The following is a 19,609-nucleotide window of genomic DNA, read 5'->3' as shown; positions in this document are numbered from 1 at the left end:
TGCAATAAGTAAATGCGGGCGCTTTTACGCACTATCTAACATGGGTCGTATTAAAAAGGGCGACTTTAAAAAACCGGTCATATTTACGTCAGAACAACTGATCGAACATTGCCGTGCTTATAGTTTGACGGCAGGAGAGTATGCACTACCACCTGAGCTAAGTTTTTCCGACAAGGTTTTGACGGCAAGGGGCCGGGCAGAGTGGATAATGAGACGTGACGAAAAGTGGGCTTTACTGCGACCATTAACATCTGCTGATTTAATTGAACAGTATTTATTCGGCGATGGAATAAACTGTGAAATCTTGGCAGAAGTTGACAGCGGGGGCTGGGCGAACAAATCAGCATATTATCGTGAGTTGAACCGATACATTGCACTGGGAATGACGAAGAATGCTTTGCTTCCAGTTGGGTTGAAACACATTGGAACTAACAGTCAATTTGCTCAACGAACAAAACGCGGACGCAAGCCGCGTTTCACGGAAAAGCAAACCAGAGGAATATGTGAAGCTGACAAAAAAAACATCCTCGCCGTAATTAACGTCTTCAAATCGGCTAAACGGAAGTTTTCAATTCATAATGCATACGAGCTTTTCGATGCGAAATACCAACGCACAGAAATGTTACGAGATCTCGGCGATGGCACGCAACATAGTATCCTTGTACCGTATGCTAAAAGCGACTGTATCAGTTACGACCAGTTCTACTATCATTTCAGGAGGTTAATTAACCCTGAAACGTTAGCGAAGGTACAGCATGGTCATCTCAAATATGCAAAAGATATTGCCCCACGTACAGGCTCTGCACGTGATGGCGTTTTAGGGGCAACGCATCGATACGAAGTCGATGCGACAATTTTAGATATATACGTCGCTTATCCTTATGAAGCGGGATTGAGCGTGGGGCGTCCTGTGTTGTATCTGGTTATTGATGTTCAGTCATCAATGATTGTTGGCATGTATCTGGGGTTCTCTGGTCCAGACTGGGCCGGAGTTGTTCAAGCGCTCGCAAACGCCTGTCTTGATAAAGTTGAATTTGCTCGTCGTTACGGCGTGAATATAGCGAATGATGATTGGCCCGCTCATCATATCCCCAATGAAATCACTATTGATAATGGTCGGGAATACAAGGACTGTTTGATTTCCAGTGCTCTTAAAAGCCTTTTAGGTATCAAGGCTGTGAATCTTGCGGCAGCTTACCGAGGTGATTGTAAGGGCACGGTAGAACGCAAGTTTGGTATTGTTAATGACAACCTTATTCATCACTTACCGGGGGCGATTTTTAAGCAGCAAGAACGGACTGAAAGCCACCCTTCAAATGATGCTACTTATACTTACCAACAGGTAGTAGGGATACTGATACACGAAATCATTTATCAAAACAAATCCGCAGATCGCTTAAAAAGATTGGGTTTCAAGGCTGCTATAGATGGCTGTGAGACAAATCCTGAAGCGATTTATTTACACAGCGTGCAAAATGATATGGCTGGGGGGCGGCCAACTACAGCTGAAGACCAAGCGAGAGTATTTTGGGCGTTTCTACCAGAAGAAGAGGCCACAGTGACTGATCACGGGATTAACTTTGGCGGATTAGAATACATCTCCGATCATCCTATTCTTATTAGTATGTTCAAATCCGCAGCGAAGAAGCGCGTAAAAATTCCGATTAAGCGGTTAAAAGATTATGTTAATCATATATGGCACTGTTCTGACGACGGTGAGTTTATCAGATTAGAGCTGAAGATGATTAATAATGATAGCCGCTATGTCTGTCAGCCGTGGGAAATCGCCGAACATCGGCTATTTGAAGAGAAATCTATCACCCATGACGCAAAAGATAAAGAACGCTATCTTCGTGCTGAACGCGATACCAAAATCGATGCATTGATTAGTAACGCTGCTGACAAATCAACTTTTTCTACTGCTAAAGCGTCGACCAGAAAGTCGATGCTGCCCGGAATTAAGCTGCGTAAAGAAGAGCAACAAAAGCAATTGCGGGAGGCTGAGGGGGCCGTTTTGACTAGGGCCCTAATGCAACCTGGTGATTCTCAACAAGAACGAATTGCAGATGGTGATCTGTACGACATCGATAGTGAATTATTTTGATTCGGAGTATGACATGGATGCGACATATAAACTCTTAACTCTGCCTAATTTACAAGGCAACCCATTGGTGGAAGCATTACATTTTTTGTGTGACCCAGAGTTCCAGGAACAAGTGGTGTCAGGCAAGTATCAGTGGTGTCCTCCAAATTACTGGAAACTCAGTAAAATTTATCGAGTTACTGTGCTGGAAGCGTTAAACCAGATCCATGTACCAGCGCCCCAGATGGAAATACTATATGAGAAAATCGTCAGCCATTTACTCAATTCGTATAGCTTGCGCAATCCGCTTCGCGCAAATTCAAACCGGATAAAATATAAATTGGCTGTTGCGCTCAATGAAAAAATAGCTGCGGTTCCTGCAGCAATGACTACAGCACCAACCATGTTGGTGCATGGGGTGTCTGGAGCTGGGAAATCAACAACTATCCTTTCAATTTTAAACGCTATACCGCAAGTCATATGTCATCAGGAGTACGAAGGTAAGCCATACCAACAGTCGCAGCTGTTATGGATCAGTATGGACTTGCCTGCGACCCCAAGTATCAAGGCATTGGCGTTAAATTTCTTTCGTGCGGTAGATAAAGCTTTGGGAACGGATGAATACTACACTGTATGGTCAAAACGCAACAGGGACAGTGTTGATCAACACATTACTGGAATGCAATTGGTCGCACAAACACATGAGCTAGGTTTGGTGCATATCGATGAGATGCAGTTCATGAAGGGGTACGCTAAAAGTAAGGATACACCGTCGATGACAGTGCTGGAGGCTATCTTTAACAAGCTTGGGATCCCTATGTTACTCAGCACCACTACAGCCGGCCTAGAAATTTTTCGTGCAGACTACTCTGCAAATGGCAGTGCAGACTTTACCATCGCCAGGCGTATGTTGAATGACCGTGCAATCCAGTTTAAACCGCTTACCAAGGATTCGCCTCAATATAAGCGCTTTATTGAGGCGCTATTCCCACGAGATATTCTGCTTAACTGCACAGCGTTATCAGAAGAATTTATCGACCGGTTTTATCTGTTGAGTTGTGGATTGCCGGCCATAATGCTGCGTCTGGCCAAGCAGCACCATGAAATTCTGATGCAGCGGGCAGAGAAAAAGGGCGCTGATTCAATGTCTACTGATGATGTGAAGCTGCTTCTGTCGGTTTATAAGAATCAGTTTTCATTGATAGACCCAGCGTTAAGTTGTCTGAGGCGTGGAATTGCGGACGAATATGAAAAGCAAATTCCACAAGACTGGAAGTCTACTAACCAGAAAGAGAAAATGAAGCGGAGAGATTTGGATGCGAAGGCGGTTACTCCTGTAACCAACGCCATGTTTCCACCATCAGAGAACGATGACTCAGTGGTAAAACAGCCATCCAAACTGACATTAGGCACTGTTTAATATGAACTTGCCATTTAAACCACAGCTATTGCCGGACGAACATATGTTGTCTGGTGTAGCGAGAATGCTACTGTTGGTGGGCTATAAGAATTTACAAGACGCTCAAATGAAACTGTTTAGCCGGAGCGTGCCGCTGAGCAACTCGGTTCTGGTGCATTCTGCAATGGAGTTTTATTTGAAAGACGCGACAACTAAACCTGACAGGCAAAAGTTGATACTACGACATTCGCTGTTGGGCTACTACAGCCATGGTTTGCCTTACAAGGTTGTAAAGGCTGCATTAAACAACGAAATGAGGGATGCAACAACGCCACGAATTCCGCAATTAACAAAGTTAAAGTTTGCAGGTGTTTGGCGATACTGCCCAGTGTGTGCAGAGAGTGATTTGCTGCAATATGGCATGCCATACTGGCGGACGAGTCATCAGATACCGTCATCAATAACCTGTAATCATCACCCTGAAATTTTTTTGGTCAGCGGCTGCGAAAACTGTGGTTCAAGTATTACTGATTTAATTGAGCAGCCGCTTCCGGTTGTTGGATCGTGCGCTAAGTGCAGCGCTACTCTTGAAGCCAAGATCTTCAATCATAATGAGGTAACAAAATGGGTCCAGACACAGGGTCTAAAATTATTGTATGAAGCCGATGATTTGATCCGGCTTCGATTTGGCCATCCTATGAAATACGGCGTTTCCTTAATGGCCAGCGTTAAAGGCATTTCTGGTTGGGAGCGTATTGATGAGGCAGAAAATAGCTTTGATGCATGGCTGCGTATAAATGATTTAGGCATTTACTTTACACCGGATGTCATGGAGAGCAACGATAGAGTTAAACGACTCTATAGCGCAATTCGTTACGCTGAAACTGTTCCTCCGGTCTGTCACTTGCTGGCGTATCAGTTTCTGGGATTAAGCGATTTTAATCAGTTGGTGTTGCAAGATGATCACATTCCATCTGTCGTTACAGTCTAACGAAACCTTGTACAGTGGGTTGAGCCGCATAGCCATTAACATGGGCTACCCAACCGCAGGTATGGCACTTAAAGAGCTTTTAGGTTCTCAGCACAAGCAATTACCCTCTGCGTTTGTTTCAGTCATTCCCCAGTTATCGGAACTAACCGGAATTGATCGACACACTTTGATAGATCGTCACACGGTGTTACCGTTATTCCGCTCCTTTGTCTCTGAGGATGTTTATCAGATGGCCCAGGCAGAATTGGTTAATGGACGCACGACATTACTCGATAAATTATTGTCGACTTCAGCTAATAGAATGAAATTATCTGGCCAAATGCGCTATTGCCCTCAGTGTTATACAGAACAGCAAGATACTCATGGCTACCCGTACTGGTGTATTGAGCATCAGTTATCTGGCGTATACATTTGTCAGAAGCATCAACAACCACTCTTTGCCGTTAACGTCGACCGAAAAAGGCTGGTATTACCGGGCAATGGCGAGCCTAACCCAGCCGGGTACTCTGAAGTATTAATGAATCTTGCTGAATTCACAGAGGATGCTTGGCGTATGCCGCTTAGCAATTATTCTGGTCAGCGGCTTCGTCAGTGTGTCAGGATGAAACTAAACAAGGAAGGGTTTGTAACTGATTGTGGGCGAATTCGACAACAAAAATGGCAAAGCGATTTTTTAAATAACTGGCTACCAGCGGAGGCTATAACAGAGATCGCCGCATTGCTGCATGACAATACTAATCTTTATTTGAAAGCGTTTTTCCATCGTGAAAACAATACTTTGTCACCACTAAAACATCTGTTGGTTTTAGCAGGGCTGTTTGATAGCTGGAAAAATTTCAAGGTGTTTTACCAGCAATTTGATAACCATCAAACCAAAATGCCGAAACAAGTTCTGACGTGTAACTCAACAGCGAAATCAATACGTTATCTGCCTAACGAACACGGTAGCTTGCGAAGCTTTGCCAGGCGGCTAAACTGTTCTGTGACCACTGCCAAAAAAATAGCGTTGCAACAGGGTGTGCTGATAGAGCGGCGGCCACAAACATTATTTGGTGCAGAGCGTGATCTCATTACGCAGTTGCTATCAGATGGGCAGAGCACGGCGAAAATAGCCCTCAAAATGTTATGCAGTATTGCGGCGGTAGAGCAAATTCTGGCGCAAAACCCTGACATTGTTCAGCAAAGAAGAGAAAGGCGAGTATCCGTTACACGGCAGAAGCACCGTGATGCCATTCAAAAACTTCTCATTAGCAAATCTACATGGCGCCGCACTGACGTGCAAAAAGCAGCCAGAGCGTCTTACACCTGGCTTTATAAAAATGATTCCGAATGGCTATATCAGCAGTTGCCGGCAGAAACCCCGCGAGAGCAGAGGTGGCTGCACTAGATTATTGGTGGGTTTAGTTTGGCACATTACTTCGCTGAGCAATCGCTCCCGCTGTTAGAAATATTGTCCTTTGAGACAAAAAGTGAGAGAAAAAAGATATCACCAGCAATTGAGAATGCATATTCAATTATTGAAGTTGTCGAAATAGTAAACGCCGCTAATGGTGGTGAGACTAGAGCTTATTACGGTGTCTTATCTGAGTGGAATAGATCCGAGCGATAAGAGTTTGAATTATGCTGATAAACTTGGAACAGGCGAATCTGAAGCTGTGGTAACTTATGTTTGCTATCCGCGCTAAGTTGTTAATTTAACTAGCAGTTATGCGGCAGTATGCATATACTGATAACCTTACTTCCTAATTGATGCTATCCGAATTCATTAATGTCAAAACCTGAACCTGAGGTCTCATCAAAGCCAGTTCATGTCCGCTTTGGCGATTTCGAAGTCGATGAGCGCAATGCCTTGCTATTGAGCAACGGTCACTCTGTAGCGTTACCGCCTGTTCCTTTCGGCTTGTTGTGCGCGTTGCTGCGCCAGTCCGGCACTTTGTTATCCAAGCATGCTTTGCTGGATCAAGTCTGGGGGCATCGTTTCGTTAGCGATTCTGTGCTCAAAGGTGCCATCAGCGATGTGCGCAAGGCGCTCGGTGACGACCCGCGCCAACCTTTGTATATTGAAACCCTGGCACGTAGGGGCTACCGCTTTATTGCGACTACCGCTACGGTAACTGAAAGTGCGGCGCCCTTGCTGCCTAAAACAGACCCGGTTGCGCCGCAGGTACTTCTTCATAATGGAGCCGTGGCCGATGCCGCCTCTGCAACTTTGTTTGTTGGCAGAACGGAACCGTTAAAACGACTGCATCAATCCTGGCAAAAGGCGTTGCAGGGCAGCCGGGCCATTGTCTGGGTAGCCGGCGAGCCGGGCATAGGTAAGACAACGCTGATTGAGCGATTTGTGTCTGAACTTAGCGGTGTAGTTTGTATTTTTGGCCAGTGTGTACAGCATTATGGCGCCGGTGAACCTTATTTACCGGTGCTGGAAGCTCTGTCAGAGCTGTGCCGGAAAGACCCTGCAGCCGGCGTGTTGCTGCGTGATGTGGCACCGACCTGGCTGTTACAACTGCCGTGGCTTTGTACCTCCTCAGAGCGTGAAGTCTTACTGCATGAGTTAGTCGGCGTCAATCCACAGCGGATGTTGCGCGAGATGGCCGAGTTTGTTGATCGTTATACCGAACATCATCCTCTGTTGCTGGTGACTGAAGATTTGCAATGGGCTGATCAGTCCACTATCCAGCTGATAGATTATATGGCCAGGAGGCGCGGCAGACCGCGCCTGATGTGGTTATCCAGCTTCCGGTTAACCGAAATCATTGCTTTAGAGCATCCGTTGAATTTGATCCGACATGAATTGAGGCCAGCCGGGCTGTCTGACGAGATCCTGCTGGATTCATTTTCTGAACAAGAGGTGGCGGCGTATATGGCGGCGCACAGCTCAGTGCTACTGTCGAATGAATGCTTTGTGCAAACATTGCATGAGCGCACCGGTGGTGTGCCGCTGTTTGTTGCGTCTATTGCCAATGATGTGCTGTGCAAGTTAGCCGATGCCGGCAATCAGGATCCGGCCCTGTTGGCTGCTTCCACGGTACCCGATAGCTTGGGTGCGCTTATTGACCACTATATTGCCCGATTATCTGAATCACAGCATAAATTGCTTACCTGTGCTGCCGTTGCAGGTATGGAATTGAATATCAGCACTCTGGCAGGAGTGTTGGGCTGGGATGAATTGCACACCATAGATATCTGTGATGCGCTGGTGCGTGAGCGGATCTGGCTGATTACTGCTACTGCGGGTAATGAAAACGATAACCGCGGATATAGCTATGTGTTTCGCCACGCCTTGTACCGGCAACGGCTGTACGATAACACCAGCGCGGCCAATCGTAGCGGCTTGCATCATAAAATTGGTACTGTGCTGGAACAGCAAAGGGAGCAAGGGCTAAACATTGCAGCAGCAGAGTTGGCCAGCCATTTTGATCTGGGACGGATGCCGTTAAAAGCATTGCGTTATTATGCTGAAGCGGCACAAACTGCGCTGCAACACCTGAGTCCCTCCAGTTGCATGAGTTTAACTGAACGTGCGTTGGAAATAGCGGCACGGACTGCGGCAAGTGACGAACGTACTTCATATGAAATTACCCTGGCAACGCTGCGCGGTGTGGCCGCGTTTCACACCCGTGGTGCAGGTGATGATGCGAAAAAGGCTTATCAGCATGCGGTTGAACTAGTTGCCACATTTCCGCAGCATCCGATGACCGGGCTTGCGCTGTATGGTTTAGGCTTCCTGTTATATTTACGCGCCGAGTACAACGAAGTATTGGTGGTTGCTGAACGTGCCCAAACGATGGCTGCGCTAACTGAGAATGGCTCGTTAACGCTCGCTGGCTGCATCATCAAAGGCCAGGTGATGATGATCCGTGGCCAGCATAAGGTCGCGCTGGAGGTATTGCAGCAAGCTTTGTCTTTATTAGCGTTAAACACGACAGCTAACGGCCAGATTCTTGCCGGTTATATTGTGGATCCTGAGGTTACCGTGTTAACGACGATCAGTATGGTGTTATCACTTCTGGGCCGGTTCACTGAGGCGCATACGCACATGCAGCAGGCCTATAATAAGTCGCGGCAACACGCTCAGCCGATGGCGTTGCTGCTAACTATCTGGTGTGATGCCTTGTGCCGTATCCGGCGTGGCGACACGGCTGGCGTTGCTGCACTGGCCAGAGAAATGCAATTATTAGTTGATGAATATGCTCTGGCTCAGGGCAGGGCAGCATGCCGCTGGTTTCTGGGCTGGGCCGATGCTCGCTGCGGTAATGCAGCGGGAGCACAACAGATCTGTGCAGCGTACGGGGAAAACCGGGCATTGGGTATGCTGGCCGGTAGCAGCGAGACGCTGGGTTATGCGGCGGAAGCCTATATTCTGGCCGGTGACTGGCAACAGGCACAGCTGCAACTGGATCAGGCGCTTGAAATTGTGAATGGCTATGACGAACGGATTTACTTGCCGCAATTAATGTTAATCCAGGCGGCTATCGCCCATCTGCGCGGCGACGCCAAAGTGGAGGCTGAATCATTGCAACTGGCTATTGCCGAAGCCAGAGCACAAGGTGCGGCCTGGCTGGAATTGCTGGCACTGACGGCCTGGTGTGAACGCGGAACGCCAACGCCGGACGAGCTGTCTGCGTTAGAACAACTGCTCAATACTCTCAGTGATTCAGATGATATAGATCTGCTGGAGCAAGCACGCGGTATTGTGCAATTTGCTTCCCGCTGAGCACAATCTTATTTGCCAGCTTGAGCGTGCTGTCTGGTTTGCCAGAAGTGCAGCGCCAGTTCACGCAGTAATACGGAAAGCCCTTCCACTTCGGAGGCTGTAGTGAGGTTGCTGTATCCATGCTGTACATTAATACCAGTACTTTGACGAATGCGTTCAATGCTCTGACTGATCTCTGCACTGGCGTCGCGCTGCTGCACCGCGGCACTGGCAATTTGCGCATTCATGCTGGTAATCGCGTTAACCTGTTCACCTATACTTTGCAAGGCAGCTTTGGCTTGAATGGCATTATCAACACAGAGGCCTGCCTGCCGGCTGCTACTGTGCATTACTGCTACGGCCTGTTGTACTGAAGATTGCAAGGCTGCAGTGGTACGCTGAATATCGGCTGTCGATTGCTGAGTGCGCGCTGCCAGCTCTCTGACTGCGGCGGCAACTACGGCAAAGCCCTTACCTTGTTCACCGGCTCTTGCCGCTTCAATTGCTGCGTTTAATGCCAGCAGATTAGTTTGCTCTGCCACCGCCTGAATAATGCCCAGCACTACACTGATGTCATTGCTGTGCCTTGCCAGTTGCTGCATGATGCCGGTTGCCTGCATGATATTATCGGCCAGTTGCCCGATGGCTGAGCTGCTGGTGTTTACCAGATGATGTCCGCTGACCGCCGCTTGATCAGCCTGCCCGGCAGCTAGCGAGGCAGTCTGGGCTGACTCAGCCACCTGGATAATGCTGGTGGCCATTTGGCTGACCGCTGACACCACCTGATCCGTTTCGGCCTGCTGCAGGTTATTGGCTTGCTGGCTGGAGCCGACTTTCTGCAGCAGGGCGCTGGCATTTTGGCCAAGACGGTCGGCGGCATCATTCAACCGGCCAACTACTGCGGCGGTTTCAGCCTGTTGCATGCGCAGCGCATATTCAATGCGGCCAAATTCATCGTTACAGCCGGTATAAAGCCGGGTACTAAGAGGGTTGTCTGCTATCGCGGTGGCTATCTGGTCTAACTGGCGCAGTGGCTGCAACTGCCGGTATTGTAAGGCACTGATGCCAATGCCGGTTGCAGCCAGCAACAGCCACAACAAAGCGCCACTGGCAGCGCTCAGCTGCAGCATCAGTGTCAGGCCGGCCAGCCCTGCCCAGAGCAGGGTGGTGCAGCGGTGGGTAACAGACCATGATGTCGTTGGTTTCAGAGTTGCCTTATCTTGTTGCTTAGCAGCTTGCTGCAGCTTTGGATAAAGTTGCTCAGCTACAGCGATTAGCGGCTGTTCCGCCTTAGTGCGAACCGATTGCAGCTCCGCCAGCTGACCGTTTTTAAAAATGGGAGTGACATAGGCATTCACCCAATAGTGATCGCCATTTTTACAACGGTTTTTCACCAGCCCCATCCAGCTGCGGCCGGCTTTGAGAGTCGCCCACATCTCGGCAAAGGCTTGTGCTGGCATATCGGGATGACGCACAATATTGTGCGGTTGGCCGATTAATTCCTCGGCGGAAAAGCCGCTAATGCGGACAAAATCAGCATTGATATAGCTAATGCTGCTGTCGGCTTTGGTGGTCGATAAGATAATATCGTGCTCAGCCAGGGGCACATTGCGGCCGGTAACAGGTTGATTATTCCTCATAAGATCCCTTTATTGTTTTAGTTTTCAGAGCAGTGGTTATTGCGCATTTTTCTGCAGTAAAGCAGCAATGTCAGGCGGTAGCGGTATTTTGTTTAGCCGGCAGATATCTTCGGCATTAAACTGGCTGGCAAACTGGCAGAAATCCTGCCACGCCAACGCAGGTGAGAAATAAAAGCCTTGTACTTCATCACATTGCAGCGCTTTGAGAATTGCCAATTGCGTCTGCGTTTCGACGCCCTCTGCCAAAACTTTAATCCCTAACTGGTGAGCTAAATCTATAATAGCTTTGACCACTATCATATTGTTCAGGTTGTCGACATCCAGTTCGCCGACAAAGCTGCGATCCAGTTTTATGGTATCAACCGCCAGCGAACGCAGGTAATTCAGCGAACAAAAGCCGGTGCCAAAGTCGTCGATAGCGACTTTTATACCCAGCTGACGCAGCTCGTCGACGCAGCTTTTTGCCTGGGCAAAGTTTTCAATCAGGCAAGATTCAGTGATTTCTATTTCGCAATGCTCCGGGCTTAAACCGCACTTCGCCAGGGTTGCACTAAATTGTTGGCTGAACTTGGGTTCCAGCAATTCCTGCACCGAGACATTAAATGCCAGGGTTAGCGAATGCGCCCTAACGTGATTGCCGGCCAGGGCGCTGCTTTGCCAGATCAGAGAGGCTGATAACGCCTGGATCTGATGTTGTTGCTCCGCTATGGCAATAAACTTGTCTGGCGGAATAAATTCACCGTTTGCCCGTTGCCAACGGGCCAGGATCTCGCCACCAATGACAGTACCCTGATGCAGGTCAATTTTTGGTTGGAATTTGGGAAAGATGTCGCCTTTACGAATCGCATCAGCCAGATGGAGTTCGATATCACTTTTCTCAAAAAACTGCGCTCCCACTTCGGCCGAGTAAAATAGGAACTGATTACCCCCTCTGTGTTTGGCGTGATACATGGCAATATCGGCTTTGGCGATCAAACTTTTACTGTCGGTACCGTCCTTAGGGTAGACTCCAATGCCGATAGTAACGCTGACCTGCTGGCGGATATCGTCAATTGCAAAGGGTTCAAGTGAAAAATCGATAATCCGGCTTAACAGCTGCTCAATAGCGGATAGCTGCGGTTGCGGCCTGAAAATCAGCAAAAATTCATCACCGCTCATTCGGCCGAGAAAATCATCGGCTGACAGCAGGCTGGCAATACGGTGGGTCACGGCTTTGATTAGCTGGTCGCCAAATAAATGGCCGCGGGTGTCGTTTATTGCTTTAAAATTATCAATATCAATCAAGGCTAACGCTAACTGCTGATCGCTGTTCTGCAGCTTCAGTCGTGTTACGTTACGTTCCAGCGTTTCCAGCAGTAAAGTACGGTTTGGCAGGCCGGTCAGGGCATCATAATAAGCCAGTTTTTCCAGTTCGAGTTTGTGGTTAAGTTTTTCTGAGATATCGGAAAACAGAGCCAGGTAATTCATCACGTAGCCATCAGGATCCGCTACGCTGCAGATTTTCAAATCTTTCGGAAATAAATGTCCCTGCCGGTGTTTATCCCAGATTTCGCCTTCCCAGCAGCCATATTGATTGAGTTGTTGCCATAAATGGGCATAAAACTGTTGGTCGTGAACACCTGAGCGCATAAAACCTGCGGGTAAACCGATAACTTCTGGCCGTTGATAGCCAGTTATCCGGCAAAAAGCCGGATTAACGTCGACTATCCGGTTATCGCGGTCAGTGATCATTATCGCATCGTGACTTTTGCTGAACATCAGTCGGCCCAGTGCCATGTTCAGCATGTTGCGGGTCTCTATGCTTAAGTCCTGTACCACGGCGCACAATATTTCCTGCTCTGCTTCAGCGACAATGGTTAAGGTGACCCTGGCATAAAAAGGCTCACCGTTCATGCGCTGATGCAGCCAGTGGAACTGGTGTTGCCCTTGTTCGATGGCTTTAGCCAGCATTTGCTCGGCTTTATCGAACGAAGAGCTGCCACAGGGTTGCTGCAATGGAGATAACTGGGCTGGGTGATGGATTTTGGCTAATTGTTCCGGGCTGGCGTGAAACAGTTTGCCCGCTGCGTCATTAAAAGTCATGATTTGTTGATTATGCAGCAAGATTACGGCTTGCTGGTCAGCGTTCAGTAATTGTGTAGATGCGTGGCTGGCTATAAAGCTCTGCATAATAGCTCTCATCATTATTTGAATGGCACAAACATAGTTGTAAGCAGCTGACGCTGCACCCAATGGTGATAACGCCCAATCACTATGACAACAATGTCATTCTGATATTATCGTCAGTATTATGTTCTTGATCTAAATCAAAGTAATGTAGCAAAGCCTCTCAATAATTGACCTAAAAGGGTTTTGTAACCAGCCGCCAAACTCCTGGCTGGTATTGTGGCCAAAGTACTCCCGTTGGACTCCCCCGGGCATCAGTGTCATCAAAACCGGTAAGTCAGACTAAGGCCGAACAGATTGACATAGGTTCGGTAGGAGCCTGTTAACGTACCTGGGCTGCCATTGGCGGCGATATGGTCATCATCAGTGCGGTTGATGGCGGCATCGCTAAACTTCAGATAACTGTAAGCAAAGTCTATTGAGGTTTGCTCATTCAGCTGATAGCTGCCGCCCAGTGAGTACATCTGGCGGCTGGCGTCCGGCAGTACCGTCAATGCATAACTGGAATGAGCCACCGGTGTCTGGTCATACATGTAGCCCCCGCGCCAGGTCCAGTTTTCGTCAGCCAGGTAACTGAATCCGATCGAGGCACGCCAACTGTTGCGCCAGGCCGTCTGATACACAATCCTACGATCCGGAATCAGATCTGTGGCAATATCAATGTCGATACGTTGTAAGCGGCTCTGCCGGTTCCAGGTGACATCCGCCATCAGTGCCCAGCGCCGATCCAGCAGGTGATAGGCATTCACTGAAAGCGTTTCCGGCGTGGCGAGGTCGACCTGTGCCTCACTGTCAGCCAGCGCCACTGCAATGCCGGCGTTGATAGGTGAGGCAGCACCTCCCGGCAGTGAAGTCGGAACGTCGAAACTGGCTGAGCCGTTTAGCTCGTGCTTAATAAAGGAGCGGTACGCCAAGCCTAGTCTGGTGTTATCATTTGGGGTAAACAAATAGCCTATATTGTAGCCGTAACTCCAGTCCTTGGTTGCAATGCTGGCCGTGGCATCCGGTTGGCTGCCATAGCCAACCACGAGAGGCTGGCAGATCTCAGGGGAACCACCACCGGCGAGACAGGTACCAAACGCCACTGAGACGATATCTACGCTCGTCTCCATATCAATATCCAGATATTGAGCACTGATCCCGAAGCCGACGCTATGATGTGGGGTTAAGCGGATACCGACAGACGGGTTAATGGCCAGTGACTTAAAGTCGATGCCCTTACCATAGTATCGGCCAACAAAGTTTTCTTCATAGTCGATGGGCGCGCCATAGGGTACGAAGATGCCGACACCTAGCGTCACTTGCTCGTTAAACCTCTGAGAAACATAACCATGGGGAATGGCAGCCTGCCGGGCATAATCACCGCCGGTATTGCCCGGTGTTACAGTCTGGCCGCCGCCAGTAGTGGCAACGCTGTAGCTGAATGTTGACTGCGGATCCACCATGCTGCTCCCCAGCGTCAGCTGAGTGCCGTCCAGTAACGCTAAGCCAGCCGGGTTATAAAAAATGGTAGATGGGTCGGACGCCTCAGCCGTATTGGCGTTAGCATTAGCCTGGGTCCGCACGCTCTGCAGGTCAAACTGATATCCTGACGCCCAGACGGCCTGACTGATGCCCAGCGTCATTGCCAGCCCCAGGGATAATTTACGCTTTGTCATGTTGGCACTCCGTTTCTTCTGCTCCTGTTAATTGTTCAATTTAAATACCACAACTATAAATTGAACACAATCGTCAAAATGACAAACAAGTTCATCATGAGATATTTTGGTGCATGTTGTATTGATTGTAATTTGGTCGGGCAAAGTGACGCCAGGCGCTATACCATTGCTGGCAGCACGACTAGTGTTAAAGATCAGTTGTGTGGAAATATCAGCAGGATAGTGACAGCGGGGGATATTGGATTGCCGGCAACGGATGGCTCAATGCAGTTTCGATCTGTAGTGAATCTACCCCTAGCCCCTGTAAGACGATGTGCACTATATGTTGAGTGTAATCTGTAGGCACCTTGTCCTGAACATAACTGTGCATGGCCATAATCAAAGTCCCGGCAATCAGATCAAATGCTACCCGCTCATCGGGAAAATGGAACAGTCCGCTCTGTTGCCCCGCAGACAAATCTCGCCTGAGCGGTTCAAACGGCAGCTCCCTGATAAAATCTACCCGGGCTACAAAGGCTGCCCAGGGCCGGTCTTGTTCGGCTTTGGCCAGCCAGATGCGAATGCCGGTTGCCAGGCGTAACAACGGATCGCTGATACCGCTGATATCGTTGGTGATAGATTCGACAAAGTCATGGCTTAACCAGCCTACTGTAGCCTGAAGCAGCTCGCTGGTGGTGCGAAAATGGTTATAGAAGGTGCCACGGGCTATACCTGCTTCGGCAATGAAGTCATCGATCATGGCAGCGTCGGTCCCCTTGCGGGCAAATACCCGCAACGCCGCTTCCAGTATTTTGCGCCGTGTACGTTCACGTCGCTGCATACCCACCCGGGTGCGGTGGTTTACCGGTTCGGCACTGATCTTGTTAGTCATCTTATGAGTACTTTCCGAGTTGGTTCCAGCTATAGTGAGCCAACCTTAACTGAAAGCGGCAGTTTTGTCAGCCAGCGTTCGGCAACAGTTGAGGCTATCTGGACAGCGCTAACAGGCCAGTGCTACTTGGCTTTGTGTACTGAGCATGGTTAAATGGACGAACGATTCCGATTAACGGTGTTGTATTGCACCTGGTGCCGGCTATGACAAATTCTGCAATTCCTGATTTTACGCGACTGACGACGTTACCTGAGCCAACCCAGTTGCGTAGTCAGAAAGCGCTGCAACGCTTGCTGGACGCCGGTGAGCAGCTGCTGGCAGCTAATGCCTTTGAAGAGGCCAGTGTCACACAAATTGCTGGCCTGGCGTCGTCTTCTGTTGGTACCTTTTACCGCGTGCTGGGAGATAAAGACACCCTGTCTTTGTTACTGCTGCAGCGCTTTTTTCAAACGACGGTGAGCCTGATAGAGCAACTAACAGAGCCTGAGCAATGGGCCGCAAAACCGCTGGCGGATTTTGTGCACACGCTGACAGCCCGGCTGGTTGAGGTCTATCAGGGCCGGCGCGGTGTACTGCGGGCGTTGATATTACGCGCCTCGCGTGACAGTGGGTTTCGCGACAAAGTTCATCAGCTAAATGAGTATATTGCCGAACGTATAGTAGCGGTATTGCAGCAACATCAGGGCGAAGTACATCATCCGCAGCCACACAAAGCTATGCAGGCTGCTGTGCATATAGTATTGGGTGCACTCAATCAACATACCATTACCGGCAACCTGGGCCACCTGAGTAACAGCGAAGTGGTCGAAGAGCTTAGCCGCATTTTACTGGCTTACCTTGATATCCATAAGTAATTCCAACTTTATATAGTAATTTCAGATGGTTAGTTAATAGATTGCGGTGTAGGCTGTTTTTTGTACGAAAACAGTTGAAAACGGAATCAATCTTCCATATGCTGAATCGGAATGGATATACCGATTCCGGGGTGTGAAGCGACGATGCCAGTATTTAACTATCAAAACCGCAGTATGCACTATCTGCAGCAAGGGCAGGGAGAGGCGGTATTGCTATTGCATGGTCTGGGATCCTGCGCGGAACATTGGTCGGCCCAAATGACGGTATTAAGTCAGCATTACCGTGTTATTGCCGCTGACATGCGTGGTCATGGCCTCAGCAGCCCCAGCCTGCAGCCGTTTAGCATGTCGCAACTGGCGGCAGATATGCTGGCGTTGTTGCGACATCTTAATATCAGCCGCTGCCAGGTTATTGGTTTCTCGCTCGGCGGCATGGTGGCGTTTGAGCTGGCGTTGCTGGCACCGCACTGTATTCAAAGTCTGGTGATTATTAACTCAGGCCCGCAACTGGCGGTACAAGGCTGGCGTCTGACCTTGCTGCTGTGGTTCCGGCTGGCGGTGATCCGTTTGCTCGGCATGCGAAAGCTGGCGCAAATTATTGGCGCTAAATTATTTCCTGACACCACGCAGCAACATCTGCTGGCGTTATTTGCCCGGCAAATGGCCGCTACTGATGTACGCAGCTACCGGCATACGCTGCGTGCTATCGGCCGGTTTTCCGTGCAGTCGCAGTTAGCCCGTCTAACCTTGCCGATACTGGTGCTTGCCGCCGATCAGGATTACAGCCCGGTAGCCAGCAAAGCCGCTTATGTCAAAGCATTGCCCAATGCCGAATTAGTCGTAATTAAAAACTCCCGCCACGCCACACCATTAGACCAGCCCGCAGCAACGAATAAACAGCTGCTGAGCTTTCTGGCCAAAGTGGTGCAACCCGGTCGGAGCACAACCAGCAACACCATAGCCTCCGGGGGAGAACAACATGTATAAAGCAAAACCTCTGATCACACTAAGTCTGCTCATCGCAGCATGCTGCAGCCACTCAGCTCTGGTGCTGGCGCAGCAAACCGATAGCACCGCAACCAGCGAAGCAGAGCTTGAAGTTATAGTGGTAACGGCGCGAAAGCGAGCCGAAACGCTACAGGATATTCCGCTGGCGGTGACCGCCGTTGATAAAGTGGCAATAGAGCGCAATGCCATTAGCACATTGGCCGATATTCAGGTCCAGGTGCCGTCGCTAACCATCTATGCGGCGCGCGGCACCAGCTCTACGGCAACCGCCTATATCCGCGGCGTTGGTCAGTCCGACCCGCTGTGGGGCGTTGAGCCCGGCGTCGGTATTTATCTGAACGATGTATATCTGGCCCGGCCCCAGGCGGCACTGCTGGATATGCTCGATGTGGAAAGGGTTGAGGTATTGCGCGGCCCGCAAGGCACACTGTATGGTCGTAATACCGTAGGCGGGGCGATTAAATATATCAGTCGCCGGCCGACTAACAATCTCAGTGTGCGGGCCGATGCGGCTATTGGCAATTATCAGCAGCGCAATATGCGCCTTGCTGCGTCCGGGCCTTTAGTTGCCGATACTGTGCTGGCCAGCCTGGCGCTGGGCAGCTTCATGCGCGATGGCTTTGGCCGCAACCTGCACAGTGATAAAGAGGTAAGTAATAAAGATTTAATCACCGGCCGTGCCAGTCTGTTGTGGTTGATAAGTGATAGTCTGGATGTTGAACTTGCCGCCGATCAGACCCGGGATACGTCAGCAGTGCGCGGTGCCCAGCGTATGATCGTCAATCAGTATGAACCCTACTTTGAAGGCCTGAGCGCCAAAGCCGTCAGCACGCATCGCTATAATACTGACAATGGCTTTCAGTTGCCCGGCCGCACCGATAGCCGCGGGGTATCAATCACGGCAAACTGGGATGGGGGGGCCAGTTGGCAGTTAAAATCGATCACAGCCTGGCGTGATGGCGATACCAGCGGCAGTATCGATTTTGATATGGGGCCTTATGCCATTGCCGATGTTGATGCCGACTACTTTGACCGCCAGCTGAGCCAGGAAATGCAGGCCAACTACCACAGCGATAATTGGCAGGCCGTGTTTGGCCTGTATCTGCTCGACAGTGAAGCCGGCGGTACAGTACGCAACCGCTTTGGCTTACCGTTGGCGGCCTTAGGCTTAGCCCCGCCGCAACTGATCCCCGGCCCTATTTTTCGCCAGTTTGGCATCAGTGCGGGTCAGGTCGACACCCAGGCGCTGGCCGTATATGCCGATGGCAGCTGGCAACTTGCCGATGACTGGCGCCTCAGCGCCGGCCTGCGCGCCAGCCGCGAAAAAAAGACGGCTGATGTGCTGAATCAGGGCTACACCGATGACAGCTTCAGCCAGCCCAGTGGCGTAGTCAGTTCAGATTTTATTAACAGCGAGTCCTGGACCGATTTATCGCCACGGCTGTCGCTCGATTACCAAGCCAGTGATGATATGCTGCTGTACGGCTCAGTATCGCGCGGCTTTAAAAGTGGCGGTTTTAATGTACGGGCCAATACCATGCAGGTGCCTCGTTCGGCAGAAGCTTATGATCCGGAAACCGTACTAACCTATGAGCTGGGTATTAAACCCAGCTTTGCCAACCGTTTACAGCTGAGTCTGGCGTTGTTTCACAGTGAGTACCGCGACATCCAGTTAAGCATTTTTACTGGCATAGATACCGATGCTGATGGGGTGAATGATGCATTTTTTGGTGATTTTACCAATGCCGGCAAAGGCCGTATTCGTGGCGCCGAATTTGAATTCAGCTGGGCCGCCAGCAAGGCGCTGCGGCTATCCGGTAATGCTGCCTATCTGGATGCCAGTTATCAGCAGTACTTGTCGGGCGGCGTTAATATAGCCGATCAGCGTAAATTTACCGATATTCCCAAACTGGCGGCCAGTGTCAATGCCTGGTATCTGTGGCCACTTTCAGCCGGTGAACTGACTGCCAATCTCGGCTTTAGCTGGCGTGATACCGTGCAGCCGGTGACCAATCAAAGCGATTTATTGCTCCAACCTGCTTATGGCATCTGGCAGGCCAGTGTGATGTTTGCCCCGGCTGACAGTCGCTGGTGCATCGCGCTGGAGGGCAAGAACCTGGCCGATAAGCATTACAGGACCACCGGCTATGACTTACGTGACAGTGGTTTTCCGATTGTCTCAGCCTATTATGGCGAGCCGCGCTTAGTCACAGTAAGACTGAGTTACCAGTTTTAACCTGCTG

The 19,609-nt window shown here is 49.8% G+C and carries 12 protein-coding genes; 8 read left to right on the top strand and 4 right to left on the bottom strand.

All coding sequences use genetic code 11. From position 1 onward, the window contains the following. Window positions 1-40: 40 nt before the first annotated feature. The 5 genes from MN202_RS00950 (at window position 41) to MN202_RS00930 (ending at window position 9,190) form a co-directional block, all read left to right on the top strand. Window positions 41-2,104: a hypothetical protein gene (locus tag MN202_RS00950; RefSeq protein WP_335734207.1), complete on the top strand. Its 2,064-nt coding sequence runs from the start codon at window positions 41-43 to the stop codon at window positions 2,102-2,104. Window positions 2,105-2,117: 13 nt separating this feature from the next. Beyond that, a complete protein-coding gene (locus MN202_RS00945; protein ID WP_335734206.1) occupies window positions 2,118-3,503 on the top strand; it encodes an AAA family ATPase in 1,386 nt (461 codons plus the stop codon). A gap of 1 nt (window position 3,504) precedes the next feature. Further along, entirely contained in the window at window positions 3,505-4,473 is a 969-nt protein-coding gene (locus tag MN202_RS00940; RefSeq protein WP_335734205.1) for a TniQ family protein, read from the top strand. Next, window positions 4,442-5,860 carry a TnsD family Tn7-like transposition protein gene (locus MN202_RS00935; protein ID WP_335734204.1) on the top strand — a complete coding sequence of 473 codons (1,419 nt, stop codon included), beginning with the start codon at window positions 4,442-4,444 and terminating at the stop codon, window positions 5,858-5,860. The genes MN202_RS00940 and MN202_RS00935 overlap by 32 nt, the downstream gene beginning before the upstream one ends. Before the next feature lie 381 nt (window positions 5,861-6,241). Continuing rightward, window positions 6,242-9,190 carry an AAA family ATPase gene (locus MN202_RS00930; protein ID WP_335734203.1) on the top strand — a complete coding sequence of 983 codons (2,949 nt, stop codon included), beginning with the start codon at window positions 6,242-6,244 and terminating at the stop codon, window positions 9,188-9,190. 8 nt (window positions 9,191-9,198) lie between these two features. On the opposite strand, the gene MN202_RS00925 is transcribed toward MN202_RS00930, so the two are convergent. From MN202_RS00925 to MN202_RS00910, 4 genes are all read right to left on the bottom strand, one after another. Further along, complete coding sequence (locus tag MN202_RS00925; protein ID WP_335734202.1) at window positions 9,199-10,809, bottom strand: methyl-accepting chemotaxis protein; 1,611 nt, start codon at window positions 10,807-10,809, stop codon at window positions 9,199-9,201. Window positions 10,810-10,845: 36 nt separating this feature from the next. Continuing rightward, a complete protein-coding gene (locus MN202_RS00920; protein WP_335734201.1) occupies window positions 10,846-12,978 on the bottom strand; it encodes a sensor domain-containing protein in 2,133 nt (710 codons plus the stop codon). Between the two features lie 260 nt (window positions 12,979-13,238). After that, window positions 13,239-14,633 (bottom strand): OmpP1/FadL family transporter, encoded by a 1,395-nt coding sequence (locus tag MN202_RS00915; RefSeq protein ID WP_335734200.1) that lies wholly within the window; start codon window positions 14,631-14,633, stop codon window positions 13,239-13,241. Window positions 14,634-14,844: 211 nt separating this feature from the next. Further along, window positions 14,845-15,504: a TetR/AcrR family transcriptional regulator gene (locus MN202_RS00910; RefSeq protein ID WP_335734199.1), complete on the bottom strand. Its 660-nt coding sequence runs from the start codon at window positions 15,502-15,504 to the stop codon at window positions 14,845-14,847. Window positions 15,505-15,707: 203 nt separating this feature from the next. Between MN202_RS00910 and MN202_RS00905 the strand changes: the two genes are divergently transcribed. The 3 genes from MN202_RS00905 (at window position 15,708) to MN202_RS00895 (ending at window position 19,602) form a co-directional block, all read left to right on the top strand. Beyond that, window positions 15,708-16,358, top strand: coding sequence for a TetR/AcrR family transcriptional regulator (locus tag MN202_RS00905; RefSeq protein ID WP_335734198.1), 651 nt, complete (start codon window positions 15,708-15,710; stop codon window positions 16,356-16,358). Window positions 16,359-16,469: 111 nt separating this feature from the next. Further along, entirely contained in the window at window positions 16,470-17,345 is an 876-nt protein-coding gene (locus MN202_RS00900) for an alpha/beta fold hydrolase (RefSeq protein ID WP_335734197.1), read from the top strand. Continuing rightward, window positions 17,338-19,602 (top strand): TonB-dependent receptor, encoded by a 2,265-nt coding sequence (locus MN202_RS00895; RefSeq protein WP_335734196.1) that lies wholly within the window; start codon window positions 17,338-17,340, stop codon window positions 19,600-19,602. Before MN202_RS00900 ends, MN202_RS00895 begins: the two co-directional genes overlap by 8 nt. The last annotated feature ends 7 nt before the right edge of the window (window positions 19,603-19,609 follow it).

Source organism: Rheinheimera muenzenbergensis (genome assembly GCF_036984005.1).
In the GTDB taxonomy this organism is placed as follows: Bacteria; Pseudomonadota; Gammaproteobacteria; order Enterobacterales; family Alteromonadaceae; genus Alishewanella; species Alishewanella muenzenbergensis.
Note: the sequence above shows the minus strand (reverse complement) of the source record. Positions and strands in the feature narration are given on the sequence as shown.

Coding starts and splice junctions, on each gene's coding strand:
- MN202_RS00895 (WP_335734196.1), top strand. CDS start 17,338: ATGTATAAAGCAAAACCTCTGATCACACTAAGTCTGCTCATCGCAGCA.
- MN202_RS00920 (WP_335734201.1), bottom strand. CDS start 12,978: ATGCAGAGCTTTATAGCCAGCCACGCATCTACACAATTACTGAACGCT.
- MN202_RS00935 (WP_335734204.1), top strand. CDS start 4,442: ATGATCACATTCCATCTGTCGTTACAGTCTAACGAAACCTTGTACAGT.
- MN202_RS00930 (WP_335734203.1), top strand. CDS start 6,242: ATGTCAAAACCTGAACCTGAGGTCTCATCAAAGCCAGTTCATGTCCGC.
- MN202_RS00900 (WP_335734197.1), top strand. CDS start 16,470: ATGGATATACCGATTCCGGGGTGTGAAGCGACGATGCCAGTATTTAAC.
- MN202_RS00940 (WP_335734205.1), top strand. CDS start 3,505: ATGAACTTGCCATTTAAACCACAGCTATTGCCGGACGAACATATGTTG.
- MN202_RS00910 (WP_335734199.1), bottom strand. CDS start 15,504: ATGACTAACAAGATCAGTGCCGAACCGGTAAACCACCGCACCCGGGTG.
- MN202_RS00915 (WP_335734200.1), bottom strand. CDS start 14,633: ATGACAAAGCGTAAATTATCCCTGGGGCTGGCAATGACGCTGGGCATC.
- MN202_RS00925 (WP_335734202.1), bottom strand. CDS start 10,809: ATGAGGAATAATCAACCTGTTACCGGCCGCAATGTGCCCCTGGCTGAG.
- MN202_RS00945 (WP_335734206.1), top strand. CDS start 2,118: ATGGATGCGACATATAAACTCTTAACTCTGCCTAATTTACAAGGCAAC.
- MN202_RS00905 (WP_335734198.1), top strand. CDS start 15,708: ATGACAAATTCTGCAATTCCTGATTTTACGCGACTGACGACGTTACCT.
- MN202_RS00950 (WP_335734207.1), top strand. CDS start 41: ATGGGTCGTATTAAAAAGGGCGACTTTAAAAAACCGGTCATATTTACG.